General features: G+C 62.7%; 20 protein-coding genes and 1 rRNA gene (1 of these 21 cut by a window edge). 8 read left to right on the forward strand and 13 right to left on the reverse strand.

Features of this window, described 5'->3' with window-relative positions:
• Positions 1–71, reverse strand: a 16S ribosomal RNA gene (locus QZL63_RS10380); its annotated part reaches 131 nt to the left of the window's first position; the annotation flags it as partial.
• A gap of 576 nt (positions 72–647) precedes the next feature.
• On the opposite strand from QZL63_RS10380, the gene QZL63_RS10385 reads away from it, so the two are divergent.
• Complete coding sequence (locus QZL63_RS10385) at positions 648–1,280, forward strand: YiiX/YebB-like N1pC/P60 family cysteine hydrolase (protein ID WP_022309229.1); 633 nt, start codon at positions 648–650, stop codon at positions 1,278–1,280.
• Positions 1,281–1,347: 67 nt separating this feature from the next.
• Here QZL63_RS10385 and QZL63_RS10390 read toward each other — a convergent pair whose 3' ends face one another.
• A complete protein-coding gene (locus tag QZL63_RS10390; protein ID WP_022309230.1) occupies positions 1,348–2,040 on the reverse strand; it encodes an MgtC/SapB family protein in 693 nt (230 codons plus the stop codon).
• Positions 2,041–2,146: 106 nt separating this feature from the next.
• A complete protein-coding gene (locus tag QZL63_RS10395) occupies positions 2,147–3,652 on the reverse strand; it encodes a S41 family peptidase (RefSeq protein WP_022309231.1) in 1,506 nt (501 codons plus the stop codon).
• A gap of 139 nt (positions 3,653–3,791) precedes the next feature.
• Here QZL63_RS10395 and rpmI point away from each other — a divergent pair, with 139 nt between their 5' ends.
• From rpmI to QZL63_RS10410, 3 genes are all read left to right on the forward strand, one after another.
• Positions 3,792–3,986 (forward strand): 50S ribosomal protein L35, encoded by a 195-nt coding sequence (gene rpmI / locus QZL63_RS10400; RefSeq protein ID WP_019150987.1) that lies wholly within the window; start codon positions 3,792–3,794, stop codon positions 3,984–3,986.
• 101 nt (positions 3,987–4,087) lie between these two features.
• Positions 4,088–4,432, forward strand: coding sequence for a 50S ribosomal protein L20 (gene rplT, locus QZL63_RS10405; RefSeq protein ID WP_022309232.1), 345 nt, complete (start codon positions 4,088–4,090; stop codon positions 4,430–4,432).
• Between the two features lie 102 nt (positions 4,433–4,534).
• Positions 4,535–5,752, forward strand: coding sequence for an MFS transporter (locus QZL63_RS10410; RefSeq protein ID WP_022309233.1), 1,218 nt, complete (start codon positions 4,535–4,537; stop codon positions 5,750–5,752).
• Between the two features lie 128 nt (positions 5,753–5,880).
• On the opposite strand, the gene QZL63_RS10415 is transcribed toward QZL63_RS10410, so the two are convergent.
• Positions 5,881–6,963 carry a hypothetical protein gene (locus QZL63_RS10415; protein ID WP_290587086.1) on the reverse strand — a complete coding sequence of 361 codons (1,083 nt, stop codon included), beginning with the start codon at positions 6,961–6,963 and terminating at the stop codon, positions 5,881–5,883.
• A gap of 192 nt (positions 6,964–7,155) precedes the next feature.
• Here QZL63_RS10415 and QZL63_RS10420 point away from each other — a divergent pair, with 192 nt between their 5' ends.
• Entirely contained in the window at positions 7,156–7,875 is a 720-nt protein-coding gene (locus QZL63_RS10420) for an MBL fold metallo-hydrolase (RefSeq protein WP_022309235.1), read from the forward strand.
• Positions 7,876–8,039: 164 nt separating this feature from the next.
• Here the strand turns inward: QZL63_RS10420 and rfbB are convergent, their stop codons facing one another.
• The 5 genes from rfbB to QZL63_RS10445 all read right to left on the reverse strand — a co-directional run bounded on the left by rfbB (position 8,040) and on the right by QZL63_RS10445 (position 12,117).
• Positions 8,040–9,137: a dTDP-glucose 4,6-dehydratase gene (rfbB, locus tag QZL63_RS10425; protein ID WP_022309236.1), complete on the reverse strand. Its 1,098-nt coding sequence runs from the start codon at positions 9,135–9,137 to the stop codon at positions 8,040–8,042.
• Positions 9,134–10,015: a dTDP-4-dehydrorhamnose reductase gene (rfbD, locus tag QZL63_RS10430; RefSeq protein WP_022309237.1), complete on the reverse strand. Its 882-nt coding sequence runs from the start codon at positions 10,013–10,015 to the stop codon at positions 9,134–9,136. The genes rfbB and rfbD overlap by 4 nt, the downstream gene beginning before the upstream one ends.
• A complete protein-coding gene (gene rfbC / locus QZL63_RS10435; protein WP_022309238.1) occupies positions 10,008–10,580 on the reverse strand; it encodes a dTDP-4-dehydrorhamnose 3,5-epimerase in 573 nt (190 codons plus the stop codon). The genes rfbD and rfbC overlap by 8 nt, the downstream gene beginning before the upstream one ends.
• Positions 10,577–11,470, reverse strand: coding sequence for a glucose-1-phosphate thymidylyltransferase RfbA (gene rfbA, locus QZL63_RS10440; RefSeq protein ID WP_022309239.1), 894 nt, complete (start codon positions 11,468–11,470; stop codon positions 10,577–10,579). Before rfbA ends, rfbC begins: the two co-directional genes overlap by 4 nt.
• Positions 11,471–11,703: 233 nt before the next feature.
• On the reverse strand, positions 11,704–12,117 hold the full coding sequence (locus QZL63_RS10445; protein WP_022309240.1) for a DUF6249 domain-containing protein: 414 nt from the start codon (positions 12,115–12,117) through the stop codon (positions 11,704–11,706).
• 147 nt (positions 12,118–12,264) lie between these two features.
• Here QZL63_RS10445 and QZL63_RS10450 point away from each other — a divergent pair, with 147 nt between their 5' ends.
• A complete protein-coding gene (locus QZL63_RS10450) occupies positions 12,265–12,819 on the forward strand; it encodes an RNA polymerase sigma factor (protein ID WP_022309241.1) in 555 nt (184 codons plus the stop codon).
• Positions 12,806–13,219: a hypothetical protein gene (locus QZL63_RS10455; protein WP_022309242.1), complete on the forward strand. Its 414-nt coding sequence runs from the start codon at positions 12,806–12,808 to the stop codon at positions 13,217–13,219. The genes QZL63_RS10450 and QZL63_RS10455 overlap by 14 nt, the downstream gene beginning before the upstream one ends.
• 75 nt (positions 13,220–13,294) lie before the next feature.
• Here QZL63_RS10455 and QZL63_RS10460 read toward each other — a convergent pair whose 3' ends face one another.
• The 4 genes from QZL63_RS10460 to QZL63_RS10475 form a co-directional block, all read right to left on the reverse strand.
• Positions 13,295–13,636 carry a heavy-metal-associated domain-containing protein gene (locus QZL63_RS10460; RefSeq protein WP_022309243.1) on the reverse strand — a complete coding sequence of 114 codons (342 nt, stop codon included), beginning with the start codon at positions 13,634–13,636 and terminating at the stop codon, positions 13,295–13,297.
• A 32-nt stretch (positions 13,637–13,668) separates the two neighbouring features.
• The gene (locus QZL63_RS10465) at positions 13,669–16,014 is read right to left on the reverse strand and encodes a TonB-dependent receptor (protein WP_022309244.1); all 2,346 of its coding nucleotides are present in this window, start codon (positions 16,012–16,014) and stop codon (positions 13,669–13,671) included.
• A gap of 71 nt (positions 16,015–16,085) precedes the next feature.
• Positions 16,086–16,502: a hypothetical protein gene (locus QZL63_RS10470; RefSeq protein ID WP_022309245.1), complete on the reverse strand. Its 417-nt coding sequence runs from the start codon at positions 16,500–16,502 to the stop codon at positions 16,086–16,088.
• On the reverse strand, positions 16,499–16,834 hold the full coding sequence (locus tag QZL63_RS10475; protein WP_022309246.1) for a PqqD family protein: 336 nt from the start codon (positions 16,832–16,834) through the stop codon (positions 16,499–16,501). Before QZL63_RS10475 ends, QZL63_RS10470 begins: the two co-directional genes overlap by 4 nt.
• A 73-nt stretch (positions 16,835–16,907) precedes the next feature.
• Here QZL63_RS10475 and QZL63_RS10480 point away from each other — a divergent pair.
• The coding region (locus tag QZL63_RS10480; protein WP_290587098.1) for a RecQ family ATP-dependent DNA helicase at positions 16,908–18,441 on the forward strand (1,534 nt) is incomplete at its 3' end.

Below are 18,441 nucleotides of genomic sequence, written 5' to 3' on the forward strand. Positions count from 1 at the left end.
TGCCCCTCGACTTGCATGTGTTAAGCCTGCCGCTAGCGTTCATCCTGAGCCAGGATCAAACTCTCCATTGTATAAAATGTTTCGTTTTAAATCTTTAGCTCAAATCTCAAAGGTATTGTTTTGAAATCACTCTCTTGCAAGAGTGGAAAAACTAATAGCTGCTCAAGTACTTCAAAGAACGCCGTTCGTTATATTGCTATAAGAACTGATTCCTGTTCTCGGAAGGTTGATCCTAAGATCACCCCTCAGTCCTGTCCGCTGATTTTCAGCGGGAAAGTGGTGCAAAGGTAAGTCTTATTTTTTGAACCACCAAATCTTTTTCAAGATTTTTTTCAGAAACTTTCAGAACCTTTTTCTTCGCCCGCCAGAGATCTTCTCTTCAGCAAAGCGGCTGCAAAGGTAAGAACTTTTTTCTGAATATCCAAAAGATTTTTCAGAACTTTTTAAATTTCCTTCAGAACCCTCGCTCCGGGAATCCCTTATCTCCCAAAGCGGCTGCAAAGATAAATACTTTTAACCTTATCTTCCAAATTTTTTTACCCATTTTTTACAACCATTGCCCCTGACAAATATCTACCAACCTAATATACAATTGGTTAATTGTAAAACTATTTTAATATCTTTGTCCGGGATTTAAAACGACCACCATGAGACGATTCATTATATATATAAGTATCGCTATTGCATGCGCTTCATGCCGTCCCTGCCCTCCCGAGCTGCAGGCCGGAGACCTGCTGTTCCAGGCAGGGAGCGGATCGGACATGACCGAAGCCATCGACTGTGCCACAAGATCGGACAACAACCTCACATTCACGCACGTAGGTATATTCACACCGGACCGGGGCACCGACTGCGTGCTGGAAGCCACCTCGGAGGGAGGCGTCAAGATCACCCCCATGCAGGAATTTCTCGACCGCGCGGCACGCATCGACGGACAACCGGCCGTGGTCGCCATGCGGTTACGCGACACAACCGGCACGGCACAGGCCCTCGAGCGGGCCCGGGAGCGGCTCGGACTCCCCTACGACTACTCGTTCCGTCCCGACAACGGCAAACTCTACTGCAGCGAACTGGTCTGGGAGTGCTACCGCCGTCCGGACGGGAGTCCCCGTTTTCCGGCCCGACCGATGAATTTCCGCGCGCCGGACGGCTCGATGCCCGCATTCTGGACCGAACTCTTCGAACGGCTCGGCGAGCAGATTCCGGAAGGTGTGCCGGGGACCAACCCCAACGACATGGCCCGCGACCCGCAGCTCGATGAGGTCGGCCGCTGGCTCTGACAGACATTCGGATACAAAAGACAGTCCCGCCCATGACCGGACGGGACCGCATGCCGACAACGGCGGATCACACGATCCGCTCGACCGTAATATCGGGATTGCCGCGCAGCAGATCGATATACCCCTCCTCCGAAGCGGTACCCTTGGAGCGGATCACCAGCGTAGCCCGGTGAACCACCCCTTCGGGCGTTCGCGAAGCCTCCACCTCGTAGGAGACGACCGAATAGTCGCGGCATTGCAGCCGGTTGAACATCTCGTCGATCGCCGCCCGGTCCGCAGCCGAGAAGACGATCATCGTGCGGCGGTGGCCCAGTTCACCGAAGAAGAGCGTGAGCACCTCCAGGCCGAATAGCGTCAGCAGCGTGGCCGCTCCGGCAACCACATACATCTCGGCACCGGCCGCCAAGCCGATACCGGCCGTCGCCCCCACAAAGCCGATACCGGCCGTCGCCCAAAGGCTTGCGGCCGTAGTCAGACCGCGCACCACCTGCCGGTGGATGATGATCGTACCGGCACCGATGAAACCGATGCCGCTCACAACCTGGGCGGCGATACGCCCGGGATCGAAGCGTGTGCCGTCGTGGTCGGCCAGAAAACCCTCAAAGCCATATTGCGAGACGATCATCATCAACGCACTGCCCAGGGCCACCAGAAAATGGGTGCGGAAGCCGGCATCCTTGACCCGATACTCCCGATCGAGGCCGATCACCGTACCGCAAAGGCCCGCTACACAAAGCCGCAGGATAAAATTCCACTCCATCGTTTCGTCCTCTTGATCAAACAGACATTTCCACCATCACACGGCCGCGACACGCAACTGCCTGCCGGAGGCCACATATTCTCGAATCGGAAACACCCCGACGCGATTACTTGTCGGCGAGATACTCCAAGGCCCGCTCCAACACGGGATCGCGCCCTTCGAGCCAGTCGGCAAGCGTCGGAACCACCTCGATATCGGGTGCAATCCCGGTGCCGACATACTCACGGCCGTCGGGGAAACGCACCTCGCGCGTGCAGATTCCACAGTGCATGCCCGGAATCAACTCATAGACAACGGGGCTTGCCGTACACCCGGAGGTGGCCGAACCGATACGCGTCATGTGGGGCTGACTGTCGGCCATGATCAGGAAGTTTTCGGCCGACGAGCAGGTTCCGGCATCGGTCAGAATCACGGTCGGGACCACCAGAGACTCCCGGTCGGGAGCATAGCGGAATTCATGCGGGCGGGGCTCCGACAGAGCCAGTCCGCGGTAGTTCTCAAACCCGGCACGCACCGGAGGATTGGCCACTGTGTCCTTCGCCTCGGCCTGGGCACCCCACGAGGCATAGGCCGCATGGTAGGTACGGGCCCGCCACGTTCCCTCGCACAACAGCGTATCATGGGAGAAGTGGGCCATGATGTGGGCCGCCACGCGGTTGCGCCCGCCGCCGTTGCCGCGCAGATCGAGGATCAGCTTCCGCGCACGCCCCTGAATCTCGGGGAAGGCATCGTGGAAAGCCTTGACCGCCGAACCCGGGCGGAACGAGCCGAGTTTCACATAAGCCACGTCACCCGGATACCACTCCAGACGGAAAGGCGCCCGGAGGCTCCTGCGGCCACGGCCCGGCAGCGAGACCAGATCCGAATCGCCGTACTCCCCGCTGGCATTGACCAGCCGCACGCGGACGGACGAACCGTCGGGACGGCGGAACTCAACCTCGTGTTCCGTGCCGGCCAGGCCGCGCAGCAACTCGCCGGCAGCCTTGTAGCGGCGTGCACGCTCGTTCGACGCCGACACGCGGAGCATCGCCCCGGCAAGGCATTCGGCAGCCGGACGTCCGTCCACGGAGACCACCTCCGAACCGGGAGGCACTTCGGCAGCCTTTGCGCGCGCCACCTCGTTCACGACAACACGCCCGTCGATCGTGACGAGCGACAACACCCAGCCATCGCCGAAACTCTCGGCCGACTGGGGATAGTTGCGATCTACGGCCACAAAGGTGTGTTCATCCTCGAGAAAGGCACAGAAACGCTGCATGAGCCGGTAGAATTCGTCGTCGTTGCGCGTCCGACGCGCCGGTTCGATGAGCGACAGATAGAGCGAGTCCCAGCGCTCGGCCCCCACACGGTCCATGCGGACGTAGTTGCGCCGGGCCTCCGACCAGAACTTCGACAGGGCGAAAACCTTCTGCGCGGGCGTCCACGGCTCGTAGGCATAACCGCTCCAGACATGGTTGCCGGTCCCCTGTCGGCAAGGAAGAGCTACCGAGCGATAGATCATCGTATCGCCCCTCAATTCGAGACCGACGGCATGTCGCGCCGGCTCCTGCGCTGCCACGCCCCGCACCGAGCAGAGCGCCGCGAGCAATCCCAGACAAGCGATTCCCTTCATGGCCGATTGCATGTTTTGATGCTACTACAAATATACGAAAATATCCGGATTTTCAAAGAAAATCGCCCGAAGCGGTTGCACGAAGCAAAAAAATTCGTACTTTTGCAGGCTATGTTTAACTAATTAACTGTTTACGACAATGCCGAAAATGAAAACCAATGCCGCTGCGAAGAAGCGTTTTACCTTCACCGGCACAGGAAAGATCAAGCGCAAACACGCTTATCACAGTCACATCCTGACCAAAAAGACGACGAAACAGAAGCGCAACCTCTGCTATTCGGGTATCGTTTCTGCGGCCGACGAGGCCAAAATCAAGAACCTGCTCGTCAAGTAATTCCGACCTGCAGAACCCAATTTTTTTAACAACCGGAGCGACTCAGCCCCGAAGAACGCGGGAGAACCGCGTCGCTGACAGCTCTTCAAAAACTTATCAGTATGCCACGTTCAGTAAACGCAGTTGCGTCACGCGCACGTAGAAAGAAAGTTTTGAAACTTGCCAAGGGTAACTTTGGTTCAAGGGGAAACGTTTGGACCGTTGCGAAAAATACGGTCGAGAAGGGCTTGCAGTTCGCCTATGCGCACCGCCAGCTCAAGAAGAGGACCTTCCGCTCGCTGTGGATCACGCGTATCAACGCTGCCGTCCGCGCGCAGGGAATGACCTATTCGCAATTCATCGGCAAGCTCAACGCCAAGGGTATTGCCCTGAACCGCAAGGTTCTGGCCGACCTCGCGATGAACGAGCCGAAGGCATTCGAGGCAATAGTTAACGCAGTTAAATAGTCCCTCCCCGCGAGGGATCAAGCGGGCGGACACTTCACGGTGTCCGCCTTTTTTACTCGCAGCCGTCCCCACCGCGGACGCGCCGCACAGAGGAACAAACGCATGGAGAACTGGAAAAAGACATTCGGCATCATCTGGAGCGGACAGTTCGTCTCGATCCTTACCAGCTCGATCGTCGCCTACGCCGTGATCTTCTGGATGAGCCTCGAAACGGGATCGGCCGAGGTCCTGGCCCTGGCGGCCATCTCCGGCATGCTGCCGCAGTCGCTCCTCGGTCCCGTGGTGGGCATCTACATCGACCGCTGGAACCGCCGCCGCACGATGATCGCCTCCGACCTGTTCATCGCCCTCTGCACGCTGCTGCTCGCCGTGCTCTTCTGGACGGGCCGCGCGGAGATGTGGCACGTCTACCTGCTGCTGGCATGCCGCTCGGCCGGCTCGGCCTTCCACCGCCCGGCCATGCAGGCCTCGGTGCCGATGCTGGCCCCCGAGGCGGAATTTACGCGCATCGCCGGAGTCCATCAGATCATCGTCTCGTTCTCCGACATCGCCGGGCCGGCACTGGGCGCCCTGCTGCTCAACCTCTCGTCGATCGGCAACATCCTGCTGCTCGACGTCATCGGCGCCGTCGCCGCCTGCACGGCCCTGCTCTTCGTCCGTATCCCCAACCCGGAACGGAGCACGCGCCGTCCCGACCTGTGGCGCGAATTCCGCGAAGGCTTTGCCGCCATGCACGCCACTCCCGGCATGGGCTGGCTCTTCACGCTGGCCATCGCCGTGTGGTTCTTCATCATGCCCGTCGGCGTACTCTTCCCGCTCATGACGCTCCGCCATTTCGGGGGCGCAGCAGCAGAGATGAGCCTCGTGGAGATCGTCTGGGGAGGAGGCGCGCTGCTCGGCGGCGCCATCATGGGCATCCGCAAATACCGCGTCAGCCGCATCGTACTGATCAACCTGATGTACCTCGTGGTCGGTCTTTCGTTCCTCCTGTCGGGTCTGCTGCCCGCCTCGGGTTTCGTCTGCTTCACCCTGCTGACGGCCGCTGCCGGCATCTCGAGCAGCGTTTTCAACGCCTCGTTCATCTCGGTGGTCCAGAGCCGGATCGATGCGGGCGTCCTGGGGCGCGTCATGTCGCTCTACTACAGTTTCGGCCTGCTCCCCTCAACCCTCGGGCTGCTGGCCACGGGATTCCTGGCCGACGAGGTAGGCATCACCCGCACGTTCGTCCTTGCCGGTACGGTCATCTGCCTGCTGGGGCTCTGTGCCTTCTGCATTCCCTCGGTCATGCGCCTCGGACACACGGACAACAAAGAGCAGTAATCCGGCAAGCCGCTCCGTCGCCGCCATCCGACTCCAGCCTCACGCCCGGTTACTGACGACAGGCCCGGGCAACAAAAAGGGCGGCAACCCGAAAGGTCACCGCCCGCAGATCACACCTCAGACCGGAATCAGTTCGAATAGACGAAAACGTTGTACTTAACCGATACGCTCAGGTAATTGCCCGAGAGCGTCCAGACATACTCGACATCCGGCGAAGGATAGGTCTCGATGCTGTAGTCGCCGGCAGGCGAGGTAATCGAGCACTTCTGCGTGCCGCTCACGATCTGGGCATAAGCGCCATATCCGGACGATATCGAACTGCTCTTGATGATGCGGCGGTACTGACCGTCGGTCAGACGGTAGCTGAACCGCAGCGAACCGAGCTCCGAAGCCGTAGCGTAGAACGAATCACCCGACGCCGTACCCGAGACCTTGAAATCCTTGATCTCATCGCCGCTGTCGCTCTCGGTATCCGAAATCGCCAGACTGCCGTTGTCCGAGCCGGGCGTGAGCGTCAAGGCGCTGCTCCAGTTCGACTTGAACTGCTCCGAGCCCTTGAACCAGGCCTGGATGCCGGCAAGCGAGATCGAATAGCTGCCGCCGCCGTTGTAGTAGAGCAGGGTCATGTTGGCCATCGGGTTCTGGAGATCCGACGTGCCCATCACGAAGTCGGCCGTCGTCGAACCGTAGGACGAATAGGACGATACGCCGAATCCCTCGAGCATCATCACCTTCCAGGCCGAAGCCTCACCCGTTGCGTCCATCAGCTGATCGGCATCGCCCGTGATGACCTGCAGCGACCCCGACAGGATGAAACCGTCGGCCTGCTGCTGGCTGCCTCCATAGTTGATCTTCCAACCGTCAGAGGTCTTCTCGATCGTCGTCAGGTCGCCGAACAACATCGCCTGCAGCTTGATGTCGCTCGTCGCGCCGTAGATCTTCACGGTGAGGTTCTTCAGGTAATCGGCCGTGATCGGGGCATCGGGCGTCTCGCTTGCGGCGATCTGCTTCTCGGCCTCGGCCAGCAGGATCGCCAGGCGGATACCCGCATTGGCCGGCTGCATGGCCACGTTCTGCATGGCCGTCACCGAATTATAGATCATGATACCGCCCTGGACGCGCCTGTACTCCTCGCTCACACCGTCGCTTCCTTTGATGCAGCCCGTCAAGGCAAGAGCCGCCAGTGCCATCGTGGCAATAATTTTCTTCATCTGAATCAATATAAAAAAGGTTAATTTCACTTCATAAACGCACCTGCTGCGGTTTTACTGCACGGCTGCGGAGAAAATCGCAAAAAAATTTTCCCCCGCGGAAAAAATCGCACGCAGGTGCCTCAAAGATACGCATAATTCGGATTTTTTTGCTATCTTGGAACTACTTTTACGCTTAAACCCCTTGTCCGTATGTCGATACGTTCTCTTTTCGGCGGCCGTTCAAAGGCTGTATCCTATCCGTCCGACACGCTCACGGCGCGCGACGGTTCGACATTCACCATCACCTTTTTCAAACACGCATCGCTGTCGCTGTGCGTCGGCGGGAAGTACATCTACGTCGATCCGGTCTCCGACAGCGCCCGGTATGACCAGCTCCCGAAAGCCGACCTGATCATCATCACCCACTCGCACTACGACCACCTGGACCGCGCAGCCGTCGAGGAGCTGCTCACGCCCCGCAGCGAGATCCTCTGCGACCGGACATCGGCCGAGGCTTTCGAGATGAACTGCTACACGATGCGCCCGGGGAGCGTGGCCACGCCGCTCGAGGGGGTGAAGGTCGAGGCTGTGGCAGCCTACAACACCTCGCAGGAGCACCGGCAGTTCCATCCTCGCGCACGCGAGGACTGCGGCTACGTGCTCACCGTCGGCGGCACGCGGATCTATATCGCCGGCGATACGGAGCCCACGCCCGAACTGAAGGCGCTGCGCAACATCGACATCGCCTTCCTGCCGGTAAACCAGCCCTATACGATGACCGTCGATCAGGCCGTACAGGCCGTCAAGACACTCGCCCCGACGATCTTCTACCCCTACCACTACGGGCAGGTCGAGGAGAAGACCGACCTCGACCGCCTGGCCAGCGAGCTGGAAGGGGTAACCGAGGTCCGCATCCGACCGATGGAATAACTCCGTATCCGTGCAACAAAGCAGCCTTGCACCGGCCGAAACGGCAGCGCGCCGAACAAACGAGAGTCCCGGGCTTTACAGCCCGGGACTCTCCATATCCGGATCCGGAAGTCAGGTACATTCACCAGCACCCGGCCACACACCACACCGAGGCAGGCAGCGTGTCATCGTGCTCCATACATCGTCTTGTAATAGTCGGCATAAGCCCCCGAGGTGACGCGGTCCATCCACTCGCCGTTCTCAAGGTACCAGCGCACCGTGCGCTCGATCCCCTCCTCGAACTGCAGCGAGGGCTCCCAGCCCAGTTCGCGCTGCAGCTTCCGCGAGTCGATGGCGTAGCGCAGGTCGTGGCCCTTGCGGTCGGCGACGTAGGTGATCAGCCCGTCGGACGCCCCTTCCGGACGTCCCAACATGCGGTCCACCGTGCGGATCAACAGCCGCACGATATCGATATTCCGCCACTCGTTGAATCCGCCGATGTTGTAGGTCTCGCCCGCCCGTCCGCGGTGGAAGATCACGTCGATCGCCCGCGCATGGTCCTCGACGTAGAGCCAGTCGCGGACATTCTCGCCGCGGCCGTAAACGGGCAGCGGACGGCATTTCCGTATGTTGTTGATGAAGAGCGGAATCAGCTTCTCGGGAAACTGGTAGGGCCCGTAGTTGTTCGAGCAGTTGGTCACCAGCGTCGGCATGCCGTAGGTGTCGTGGTAGGCCCTCACGAAGTGGTCGGACGAAGCCTTCGAGGCCGAATAGGGACTGTGGGGGTCGTATCTCGTCCGTTCGGTGAAGAACTCCTCGCCGTAGGGGCCCCGTCCCTGCGGACCGCCCGCCGGATCGGTCAGCGCCAGCGCGCCGTAGACCTCGTCGGTCGAGATGTGGTAGAAGAGCCTCCCCTCCCACTTCCCGTCCCAGTACTCCCGGGCGGCCTCCAGCAGCGCCAACGTCCCCATGACGTTCGTGCGCGCGAAGGTGAACGGGTCGCGGATCGAACGGTCCACGTGCGACTCGGCAGCCAGGTGGATCACCCCCGTTACGTCGTATGCGCGGAAGAGGCTACGCATCCGCTCGAAGTCGCAGACGTCGCCCCGCTCGAACCGGTAGTTCGGTTCGCACTCGATGTCCCGGAGGTTCTCCAGGTTGCCCGCATAGGTCAGCTTGTCGAGGTTCACAATCCGGTAATCGGGGTATTTTCTAACGAAGAGGCGCACCACATGGCTCCCGATGAAGCCCGCACCTCCCGTAATCAGAATGGTTCGTTTCATAGCAGTTCCGGTTCGGTTTGGCCGATCTGGCGCAAACAGTAGAGCATCGACTCGCGCCAGTGGGGAATCTCGATGCCGAACGTGTGTTTGAGTTTGCTGCGGTCGAGGACCGAATAGGCGGGCCGCACCGCCCGCGTCGGGTACTCCTCCGTGCGGCACGGCTCGATGCGGCAGCGCGTATGCCCGGCCGCTGCCGCGATCTCCACCGCAAAGTCGTACCACGAGCAGACCCCTTCGTCGGTAAAGTGGTAGATGCCCTCGTTGCCTTTATAGAGTCCGCTCTCGATGATCGAGAAGATCCCCAGCGCGAGGTCCCCGGCATAGGTCGGTGTCCCGACTTGGTCGCACACCACCCGCAGCGTCTCGCGCTCGGCCGTCAGGCGGAGCATCGTCTTGAGGAAGTTGCGGCCCCAGGCCGAGTAGAGCCAGGCCGTGCGGAAGATCAGGTATTTGCAGCCCGAGGCGATGACCGCCTCCTCCCCGGCGCGCTTCGTCCGCCCGTAGACGCTTTGCGGCGCGGGTGCCGCCTCCTCGGTATAGGGCACGCACGAACGGCCGTCGAAGACATAGTCCGTAGAGACGTGGATGAGCGTGGCACCCGTTTCAAGGGCCGCCTCGGCCAGGTAGGCCGCCGCCCGGTGGTTGATGAGGTCGGCCGCCGCGGCATCCTCCTCGGCGCGCTCCACGTCGGTGTAGGCCGCACAGTTCACGATGACCTGCGCCCCCGACCTGCCGACGGCGCGAAGCACCGCGTCACGGTCCGTGATGTCCAGTTCGGGCAGGTCAGTGGCCACGTAATGGTTGGGCGACACGGCGCTCAGGCGCTGCATCTCGCGCCCGAGTTGCCCGCCGGCCCCCGTAATCAGAATGTCAAGCATAGTAATCCGTATGGTAATCAAACAGCGTCCCGCACTGCGAAAGGAGCGGGTGGCTGCGGTCCTTGTCCGAAAGCACGACCCGGTCGGCCGGGAGGGGCCAGGGAATGGCCAGCGCGGGATCATCCCACGCCACGGCCCCCTCCGACTCGGGGGCGTAGAAAGCGTCGCACTTGTACTGGAACACCGCCTCGGGGCTCAGCACTGCAAAGCCGTGAGCGAAACCCCGCGGGATGAAGAGCTGCAGGCGGTTCTCCTCCGTGAGTTCGACGGCCACGTGACGGCCGAAGGTCGGGGAGCCGCGCCGGATATCGACGGCCACGTCCCACACCCGGCCGCGCACCACGCGCACGAGTTTCGACTGGGCATGGGGCGGCAGCTGGAAGTGCAGCCCGCGCACCACGCCGTAGCGCGACATCGACTCGTTGTCCTGCACGAACGTCGTGCGGCAGACCCTGGCCTGAAACTCCCGCTGGGAGAAACTCTCGAAAAAATAGCCCCGCGAGTCGCCGTGCAGCACCGGCTCGAGCAGCACAACTCCGGGGATCGCCGTTTCGACGACCTTCATCGCATTCCGTTTTTGTGTTCGTCCAGCATCCTGAGCAGATACCGGCCGTACTGGTTCTTTGCCATCGGAAGGGCCACGGTCCGCAGCCGCTCGTCCGAAATCCAGCCGTTGCGGTAGGCGATGCCCTCCAGGCAGACGATCTTCAGCCCCTGCCGCTTCTCGATGACCTCCACGAAGATCGAGGCCTCGGCCAGCGAGTCGTGCGTTCCCGTATCGAGCCACGCAAACCCGCGCGGAAGGGGCTCCACATGCAGGCGCTCCGCCTCGAGAAAGGTCTGGTTTACACTGGTGATCTCCAGCTCGCCGCGCGCCGAGGGCTTCACGCCCCGGGCCACCGCGACCACCTCGTTGGGATAGAAGTAGAGTCCCACGACCGCATAGTTCGACTTCGGATGCGCGGGCTTCTCCTCGATCGACAGGCAATGCCCCGCGGCATCGAACTCCGCAACGCCGTAACGCTCGGGATCGTCCACCCAGTATCCGAAGACGGTGGCGCGCCCCTGCTCCTCCACGCGGAGCACCGCCTCGCGGAGCATCGCCGAGAAGCCGGCGCCGTGGAAGATATTGTCGCCCAGGATCAGGCACACCGAGTCATTGCCGATGAACTCCTCGCCGATCAGGAAGGCCTGGGCCAGTCCGTCGGGCGAAGGCTGCTCGGCATAGCTCAGGCGGATGCCATAGTCCGATCCGTCGCCCAGCAGGCGGCGGAACCCCGGCAGGTCGGCCGGTGTCGAGATCACCAGTATATCCCGGATTCCGGCCAGCATCAGCACCGAGAGCGGATAGTAGATCATCGGTTTGTCGTAAATGGGGAGCAGCTGTTTGCTCACGCCCTTCGTGATCGGATAGAGCCGTGTGCCCGTGCCCCCGGCCAGGACGATTCCTTTCATGTGCACATTCGTTTTTCGGCGGATTCCGCCATCGGACGACACCAGCGCATCCGCTGCGGGACGTGGCCGGGCGATCGCGACGTAAAGGTAACGATTATTTCGGAATTATCCGCCTCCGCCGGCCGGAAACCGCCGTACACGAAAAACGGCACTCCCTGCCCGCGTGTGCCGGCGACACACGCGGGCAGGGAGCCGGAGAACGGGACGGTTCAGCAAAAGGGCCTCCCGCAGGGTTACTTGCGGCGCGCGAGCCTCATCTCCACGATGAAGGAGACGAGTAACCCCACCCCGCCGCACAGCAGCACCAAGCCGCCGCACAGCCCGCTGAACAGGCTCCAGTCGTCCTGTGCGAACGAGGGTTTCATCAATATGCCGATCACCAGTCCCAGTCCCAGACCGGCCAGAAGACACCCCACGCGCAACCCGCCGGTCGAGACGCGGGGGCGGTACTCGGATACCTCACGGGGCTCCGAAGCCCCGTAGCGAAGCCCCATCGGCACCTGCTTGAGGTAGTCGATCAGCTGCGATGACTCGAGCCGGTCGATGATGTTGAGCCGTTCGCGCCGACAGACGATCAGTTCGAAGAACTTGTAGACCCCGAAGGTGATGATCCCCACGACAAGCGGGATCGCAATGAAATCCATCATGATTTTTCCGTGTTTTTTAAATTGGACATTCGTGAAATTTTCGATCTTTGCCCTTTTAGACGCACCGCGGTGGCAAAGGTTACACTCCGGGAAATTTTTCTCCGCAGGCTGTAACCTTTTCCCTGCCCGGACGTCTAACGAACAGCCATGTTTCCCGAAGAAGAGGTAATCCGACGCATCGTCGAGGGCGAGACCGAACTCTTCGCCCTGCTGGCCGACCGTTACGGCCGGGCGGTCCACGCCCTGGTCTACCGGATCGTCGGCAATCCCGAAGATGCCGAAGAGGTGACGCAGGAGGTTCTGCTCAAGGCCTTTGCCAAGCTGGCCGACTTCCGCGGCAGGAGCTCCTTCGCCACGTGGCTGCACCGCATCGCCTGCAACACGGCCGTCTCCTTCGCCCGGCGCCGGCATCCGCTGACGCACTTCGACGAGCGGCAGCTGGCCCTGCTTCCCGACGATGCCCCGGAGCGGCTCGAGGCATGGGCCGAGCGGCAGGAGTCGCTCGGGGCGCTCAACCGCGCCATCGCACGGCTCACGCCCGAGGAGCGGGCGCTCGTCACGCTCTTCTACTACGAGGATTGTACGGTGGCCGAATGCGCCTCGATCACCGCGACGACCGAGGCCAACGTGAAGGTGCGCCTGCACCGCATCCGCAAGAAACTGTATCTGATGGTAAAAACAGAACTCGATGAAAATGAATGATGATGCCATCCGCCGGGCGCTCCGGCAAGCGCCCCCGCCCCCGCTTCCGGAGGGATTCACCCTCCGGCTGATGGAGCGCGTCCGCCGCAAGGCCCGCCGGCGCGAACGGATCGAAACCGCCCTGCTGCTCGCCGGCGGGATTGCCCTCTTCGGGGCGCTGATCGCCGCAAGCCTCCGTCGGCTCGCCCCCGAATGGCACCCCGAGTGGCCCGGGCCCGGGAGCCTGCCCCGCATCGAACTGCCCGTCATTTCCCTCCCGGAGCTGCCGGCCGAAGGGCGTCCGCAGCTGCTCGGCATGGTCCTCATCGCCGCGCTCTTCCTCGCCCTGCACCTGCTCGGTCTGCTGATCCGCCGCCGAATCAATACCCGGACCGCCGCACGGAACGAAGACCGCACCTGAGCCGGCCGCAGGACAGCGGCGGGAGGCTCCCCACAGGGAACCTCCCGCCGCCGGATACAAACCCCGCACGCGGAGTCACCTCCGCGCCTGCGGCGCAGGAGCCTCCTGCGCCTTGGGCTCGGCCTTCACCTTGAGCGAGGCCAGCCCTTCGACGATCGTCCGCTCGTCGTTTTTCGAGGCATCGTAGACGACCGTGACCTCCTTCGTCTGAAGGTCCACCTGCACGTCCTTGATGCCGCGGCCGAGCGTCGGCACGTTGTTCAGGATCTTGTCCACGCAGTGCGCGCAATCGACATCGGTCACGAAGACCGTCGTCACGATCGCCTTCTCCTTCTTCTCCTTTTTCACGGCTCCGGAAACCTCCGAAAGCCCGGCGCACACAAGCAGCGCCGCACACAGAATCATGATTCTTTTCATCGTTCTTTACGGTTTTTATCGGTTTGACACGGTCAATAGAGGTTGAAACGCAGGCCGGCATAGAACTTCCGCCCCATGAGCGGTCCCCAGACATTCATCGAGTTGAAGCGGTAGTCGTAGGGATTCTCCCAGTTGAGAATCGGGTCCTCCTGCCGGTAGTCGGCGATGTTCTCGCAGCCGACGTAGATGTCGAAGCGGCCTACCTTGCGGCTCACCTGCGCGTAGAACATCGGGTAGCGGGGCGAATGACGGCTGTCGGCCAGGTCGCCCGTCTGCGTCGGGATGCGGGCCGGACCGTTGAGCTGCGCCGTGGCATCGAACACCCAGCGACGGAACTTCGTGGCATACTGTATGTTGAGCAGCGTCTTGTAGCGGCTGACCAGCGGACGATCGACCTGCACCGGACGTCCGTCTGAACGCCGGATCGTCATCTCGCTGTCCGTGTAGCGGAACGTTGCGAAGAGGTCGAGCCGCTCGACGGGCGACCACGAGAAGTCGATCTGGTAGGTATCCGTCCAGGAGGGGCCCGAGGAGCCGTAGACGCGGATCGTCTCGGGATCGTACTCCTGATCGACCACCACCGCATGGAAGAACTGCGTGCGGAAGTAGTCGAAGCTCAGCGTGGCATCGCCCGGCTTGACGAGCCCGAAGGTCTGCGTCAGGCTGCCTCCCACGGTCAGCGCCTGCTCCAGACGGTCCAGGTCGCCGAGCTCCGGAACGACGATGGCGCGCCCCGTGGCGAGCATGCCGATGTTGTCCGTGAGGACGTTCGTCGAACGGTAGCCCAGCCCGGCCGAGGCACGCAGCGTCGTCGAGGGGGTGATGTTCCACTTCACGTGGCCGCGCGGCGTCAGGAAAAACCGGTCGTAGAAGGCGTTGTAGTCGCCGCGGAGTCCCGCCACGACCGAGAACCGGTCCCGGACGGCATAGGTGTATTCGGCATAGGCGCCTACCTCCTCCTCGTTGCGGTCCCAGTCGTAGTCGGCCCGTGTGCGGCCGTCGATCCACGGCGTGCGGTTCAGGAGCGACTCGCGGATGTAGTCCAGGCGGGCCTGCACGCCGACGTTCAGCGACGACCGGTAGGTGAAGTAGTGGTTGTACATCGCCTGGACCGACACGGAGTTCTGCCGGCCCGCATAGTCGTTCAGTCCGAAATAAGCCTCCTCGTCGAAGTGGTCGAAATCGGCGACGAGGGCCAGGTTCGAACGCTTCTCGTCCTGTGCATCGGCATCATAGACCGACGCCCCGACGGGCATGCCCAGCTTGAAATAGCCGTTGGCGTTGCGGTTGCGGATGTGCGACCCGTAGAGGGGCATCGTGCCGCCTGTCCGCTCCCAGTCCCACTCCCGGGCCATCGCCTCGCGCATCGACCGCGTGTTGCGGTAGTCGAGCATGCCGCCCAGGCGGCTCTCCTCGACATACTTCCAACCCCAGCGGATCTGCATGCCGTTGTCGGCCGCATAGAGCCACTTGTTGGCCACGTTGAACTGTGCCGAGCGCGGCAGGTCGCGGAAGCCGTCCCCGTTGTGGTCCATCTTCCGCACGTCGGTGTCGGCCGAACCGTGGAGCAGCAGCACGCTCGAGAGCTTGCCGTCGCGCGAGACGGGAAAGGCGGTCGAGATGTTGGCCTCGGGGCGCAGCTCGTCGTCGAGGTAGAGGTTCACGAAGAGACGCTCCTCGTCCGTCGGCTTGCGGTGTTCGAGGTTGATCTGTCCGGTGATGGCGTCGTGCCCCGCCGTGACGGAGGCCACGCCCTTCGAGACCTGGATCGAGTTGAGCCACATGCCGGGCGTGTAGCTCAGCCCGTAGGGGGCGCTCAAGCCCCGCATGACCGGGCGGTTCTCGTCGAGGATCTGGGTGTAGGTCCCGGCCAGCCCGAGCATCTTGATCTGCCGTGCACCCGAGATGGCGTCGCTGTAGCCTACGGTGACCGAGGCCGAGTTCTCGAACGACTCCGCGAGGTTGCAGCAGGCCATCTTGCACAGCCCGGCAAAGGAGATCATCTCCCCCTTGACGATGCCGTCGCGCTTGACGAAGTTGCCGCTCTGCACGGCCTCGACCACGACGCCCTCCAGTTCGACCCCTTCGGCACGAAGCCCGAAGGCGGCCTGCTGCGTCGCGGCATCGACGCGCAGCGTGTCGTTCACATACCCCAGAAAGGAGGCCACAAGCAGTTCGCGGCCCTTCACGCGATGGAGCCGGAAGGCGCCCCCGCCGTCGGCCGAGGTCCCAACCGTCGTCCCGGCCCAGTAGACCGAGGCTCCGGCGAGGGGACGGCCCTCGGCATCGCGCACCTCGCCCCGGAGTTCCTGCGCACGCAGCGGAGCGCACACGCCGAGGGCGAGCAAAGTGATTGCTGAAATAAGACGTATATGCATGGATTGGTTTCGTTATGGGTAAAAAACCGGTTGAAGGAGCAGCTCGGACAAAGCCGGCTCCACACAGATTTTCAAGCCCATACGGGAGGTGCACGAAGCCCCGCAGCCGCAAGTGCGGCTTCCGGAAGCGTACCGGTGCGCCGCTCGGCGGCGGCAGGACGCCACCACGGCATTTCGGCCGGGCAGAGCGGCTCGCCGTTGAGAGCCGGCGGCAGGTCGGTCACCGCCAGGCGCTGGGTGCGTTCGGCCGCACCGGTCAGCTGGGCGACATAGAGCGACAGCTCCATCGAGTGCAGGTCGCAGCAGCAGGCACCCGTCAAGGCGCCGTCGTGTTCCGGAACATGGTGGGGACAGTGCGTGCAGCAGGCCGAATCCCCGCCGCCGGCATGCACCGCGCATTCGCACGTGAGCGTTGCCACGGAGAGGGCGGCCGTCGCCACGAGGTAGACGGCCAGCAGCCACAGCGATATGCCCCTTTTTCCCTTCATCGTTCCACGATTCCGCACGTTTCGAGCCGCCGGATCCACGCCTCGGCATCGAGGCGGGCCCGCTGCGGGGTGACGTCGTAGCGTTCGGTCAGCAGGCGCGCGGCATCCTCGACGGAGAAGTCCCGGCCGCTGAGGCGCTCCCACAGGTAATACGACGAGTCGTTGAGCGCCACCAGGCGTATCCGCCCGCGCGGAGCCTCCTCACGGGCCGCAGCATCTGCCCCGGCCCCGTCGGAGGGGAGGCCTTCCGCCCCGGGGTGCGCCGCGCCGGGCACGACGACGATCCGTTCGCCGGCCATCTCCCGGACTCTGTATTCCTTGCGTATCCGCATGTCGAAACGGTGCGAGTTCGGGCAAATGTAGGAAAAATTCCCGAAACCTCCCAAAAATTCCTACCTTTGCGGTATGGACGCTCTCGGCGAGAAGATATACGGGGCCTTGCGCCGCTACTGGGGATTCACGTCGTTCCGTCCCGTGCAGGAGCAGATCGTCCGCGCCGCCATGGAGGGGCGCGACACGCTGGCGCTCATGCCCACGGGCGGCGGCAAGTCGCTCACCTACCAGGTTCCAACGATGGCCCGCGAGGGGCTGTGCATCGTCGTCACGCCGCTCATCGCCCTGATGAAGGACCAGGTGGACCGCCTCCGGGCGCGGAACATTCCCTCCGTGGCAATCCACTCGGGGCTCTCGCCCCGCCAGATCGACATCGCCCTCGACAACTGCGTCTACGGCGACGTGAAGTTCCTCTACGTCGCCCCCGAGCGGCTAGCCACCGAGGCCTTCCGCCTGCGCGTCGTGCGCATGAACGTCTCGCTGCTGGCCGTCGATGAGGCCCACTGCATCTCGCAGTGGGGCTACGACTTCCGCCCCTCCTACCTGCGGATCGCCGAGTTGCGCGAACGGCTGCCGGGGGTTCCCGTGCTGGCCCTCACTGCTTCGGCGACGAAGGTCGTGGCCGAGGACATCATGCGCCACCTGAAATTCGCCGAGCCCCACATCCTGCGCAGCAGCTTCGCACGGCCCAACCTCTCGTACAGCGTCCGCCACACCGACGACAAGAACGGTCAGCTGCTGCGCCTGGTCCGCAACGTCGCGGGAACGGGCATCGTCTACATGCGCACGCGCGAAGGCACCGAGCAGATCGCCGAACTGCTCCGCGAGGAGGGGATCACCGCCGCGGCCTACCACGGCGGGCTGGGACACGCCGAACGGGCGCAGCGACAGGAGGAGTGGATCTCGGGCAAGGTCCGCGTGATGGTCGCCACGAACGCCTTCGGCATGGGTATCGACAAGCCCGACGTGCGCTTCGTGGTCCACTACGCCCTGTGCGACTCGCTCGAGAGCTATTACCAGGAGGCCGGACGCGCCGGACGCGACGGCGCGAGGGCCTATGCCCTGCTGCTCGTGGCGTCGGACGACAGCGAGCGGATCGCCCGCCGCTTCGAACAGGAGTTCCCGCCGCTCGACCGGGTCAAGGAGATCTACGAGCGGGTCTGCTCCTACCTGCGCATCGGCATCGGCGACGGGGGCGGCTGCTCCTACCTGTTCAACCTCCACGACTTCTGCGCCCGCGAGCGGCTCTGGTCGGGGACCGTGCAGAGCGCCCTCAGGCTCCTGCAGCAGAACGGCTACCTGACCCTGACCGACGCACAGGACAACCCGGCGCGGATCATGTTCTGCATCAGCCGCGACGAACTCTACAAACTGCGCATCCGCCGCGACGACCTCGACCCCTTCATCCGGACGCTGCTGCGCCTCTACAACGGAGTCTTCACCGAGTTCCGGCCGATCAACGAGGGCGAACTGGCCGCCTGGAGCGGCTACACGGTGGACCGCGTCCGCGAACTGCTCAAGCTGCTCTGGCAGCTGCGCGTGATCCGCTACATCCCCTCGAACCGCTCGCCAATCCTCTACCTGAACGAGGAGCGGCTGGCCCGCC

This window comes from Alistipes sp. CAG:268, assembly GCA_000434235.1.
Taxonomy (GTDB): Bacteria; Bacteroidota; Bacteroidia; order Bacteroidales; family Rikenellaceae; genus Alistipes; species Alistipes avistercoris.

What these genes read in the sequence shown, in the direction of transcription:
- QZL63_RS10385 (WP_022309229.1), top strand. Translation starts at nt 648, where the DNA reads ATGAGACGATTCATTATATATATAAGTATCGCTATTGCATGCGCTTCA.
- QZL63_RS10390 (WP_022309230.1), bottom strand. Translation starts at nt 2,040, where the DNA reads ATGGAGTGGAATTTTATCCTGCGGCTTTGTGTAGCGGGCCTTTGCGGT.
- QZL63_RS10395 (WP_022309231.1), bottom strand. Translation starts at nt 3,652, where the DNA reads ATGAAGGGAATCGCTTGTCTGGGATTGCTCGCGGCGCTCTGCTCGGTG.
- rpmI (WP_019150987.1), top strand. Translation starts at nt 3,792, where the DNA reads ATGCCGAAAATGAAAACCAATGCCGCTGCGAAGAAGCGTTTTACCTTC.
- rplT (WP_022309232.1), top strand. Translation starts at nt 4,088, where the DNA reads ATGCCACGTTCAGTAAACGCAGTTGCGTCACGCGCACGTAGAAAGAAA.
- QZL63_RS10410 (WP_022309233.1), top strand. Translation starts at nt 4,535, where the DNA reads ATGGAGAACTGGAAAAAGACATTCGGCATCATCTGGAGCGGACAGTTC.
- QZL63_RS10415 (WP_290587086.1), bottom strand. Translation starts at nt 6,963, where the DNA reads ATGAAGAAAATTATTGCCACGATGGCACTGGCGGCTCTTGCCTTGACG.
- QZL63_RS10420 (WP_022309235.1), top strand. Translation starts at nt 7,156, where the DNA reads ATGTCGATACGTTCTCTTTTCGGCGGCCGTTCAAAGGCTGTATCCTAT.
- rfbB (WP_022309236.1), bottom strand. Translation starts at nt 9,137, where the DNA reads ATGAAACGAACCATTCTGATTACGGGAGGTGCGGGCTTCATCGGGAGC.
- rfbD (WP_022309237.1), bottom strand. Translation starts at nt 10,015, where the DNA reads ATGCTTGACATTCTGATTACGGGGGCCGGCGGGCAACTCGGGCGCGAG.
- rfbC (WP_022309238.1), bottom strand. Translation starts at nt 10,580, where the DNA reads ATGAAGGTCGTCGAAACGGCGATCCCCGGAGTTGTGCTGCTCGAGCCG.
- rfbA (WP_022309239.1), bottom strand. Translation starts at nt 11,470, where the DNA reads ATGAAAGGAATCGTCCTGGCCGGGGGCACGGGCACACGGCTCTATCCG.
- QZL63_RS10445 (WP_022309240.1), bottom strand. Translation starts at nt 12,117, where the DNA reads ATGATGGATTTCATTGCGATCCCGCTTGTCGTGGGGATCATCACCTTC.
- QZL63_RS10450 (WP_022309241.1), top strand. Translation starts at nt 12,265, where the DNA reads ATGTTTCCCGAAGAAGAGGTAATCCGACGCATCGTCGAGGGCGAGACC.
- QZL63_RS10455 (WP_022309242.1), top strand. Translation starts at nt 12,806, where the DNA reads ATGAAAATGAATGATGATGCCATCCGCCGGGCGCTCCGGCAAGCGCCC.
- QZL63_RS10460 (WP_022309243.1), bottom strand. Translation starts at nt 13,636, where the DNA reads ATGAAAAGAATCATGATTCTGTGTGCGGCGCTGCTTGTGTGCGCCGGG.
- QZL63_RS10465 (WP_022309244.1), bottom strand. Translation starts at nt 16,014, where the DNA reads ATGCATATACGTCTTATTTCAGCAATCACTTTGCTCGCCCTCGGCGTG.
- QZL63_RS10470 (WP_022309245.1), bottom strand. Translation starts at nt 16,502, where the DNA reads ATGAAGGGAAAAAGGGGCATATCGCTGTGGCTGCTGGCCGTCTACCTC.
- QZL63_RS10475 (WP_022309246.1), bottom strand. Translation starts at nt 16,834, where the DNA reads ATGCGGATACGCAAGGAATACAGAGTCCGGGAGATGGCCGGCGAACGG.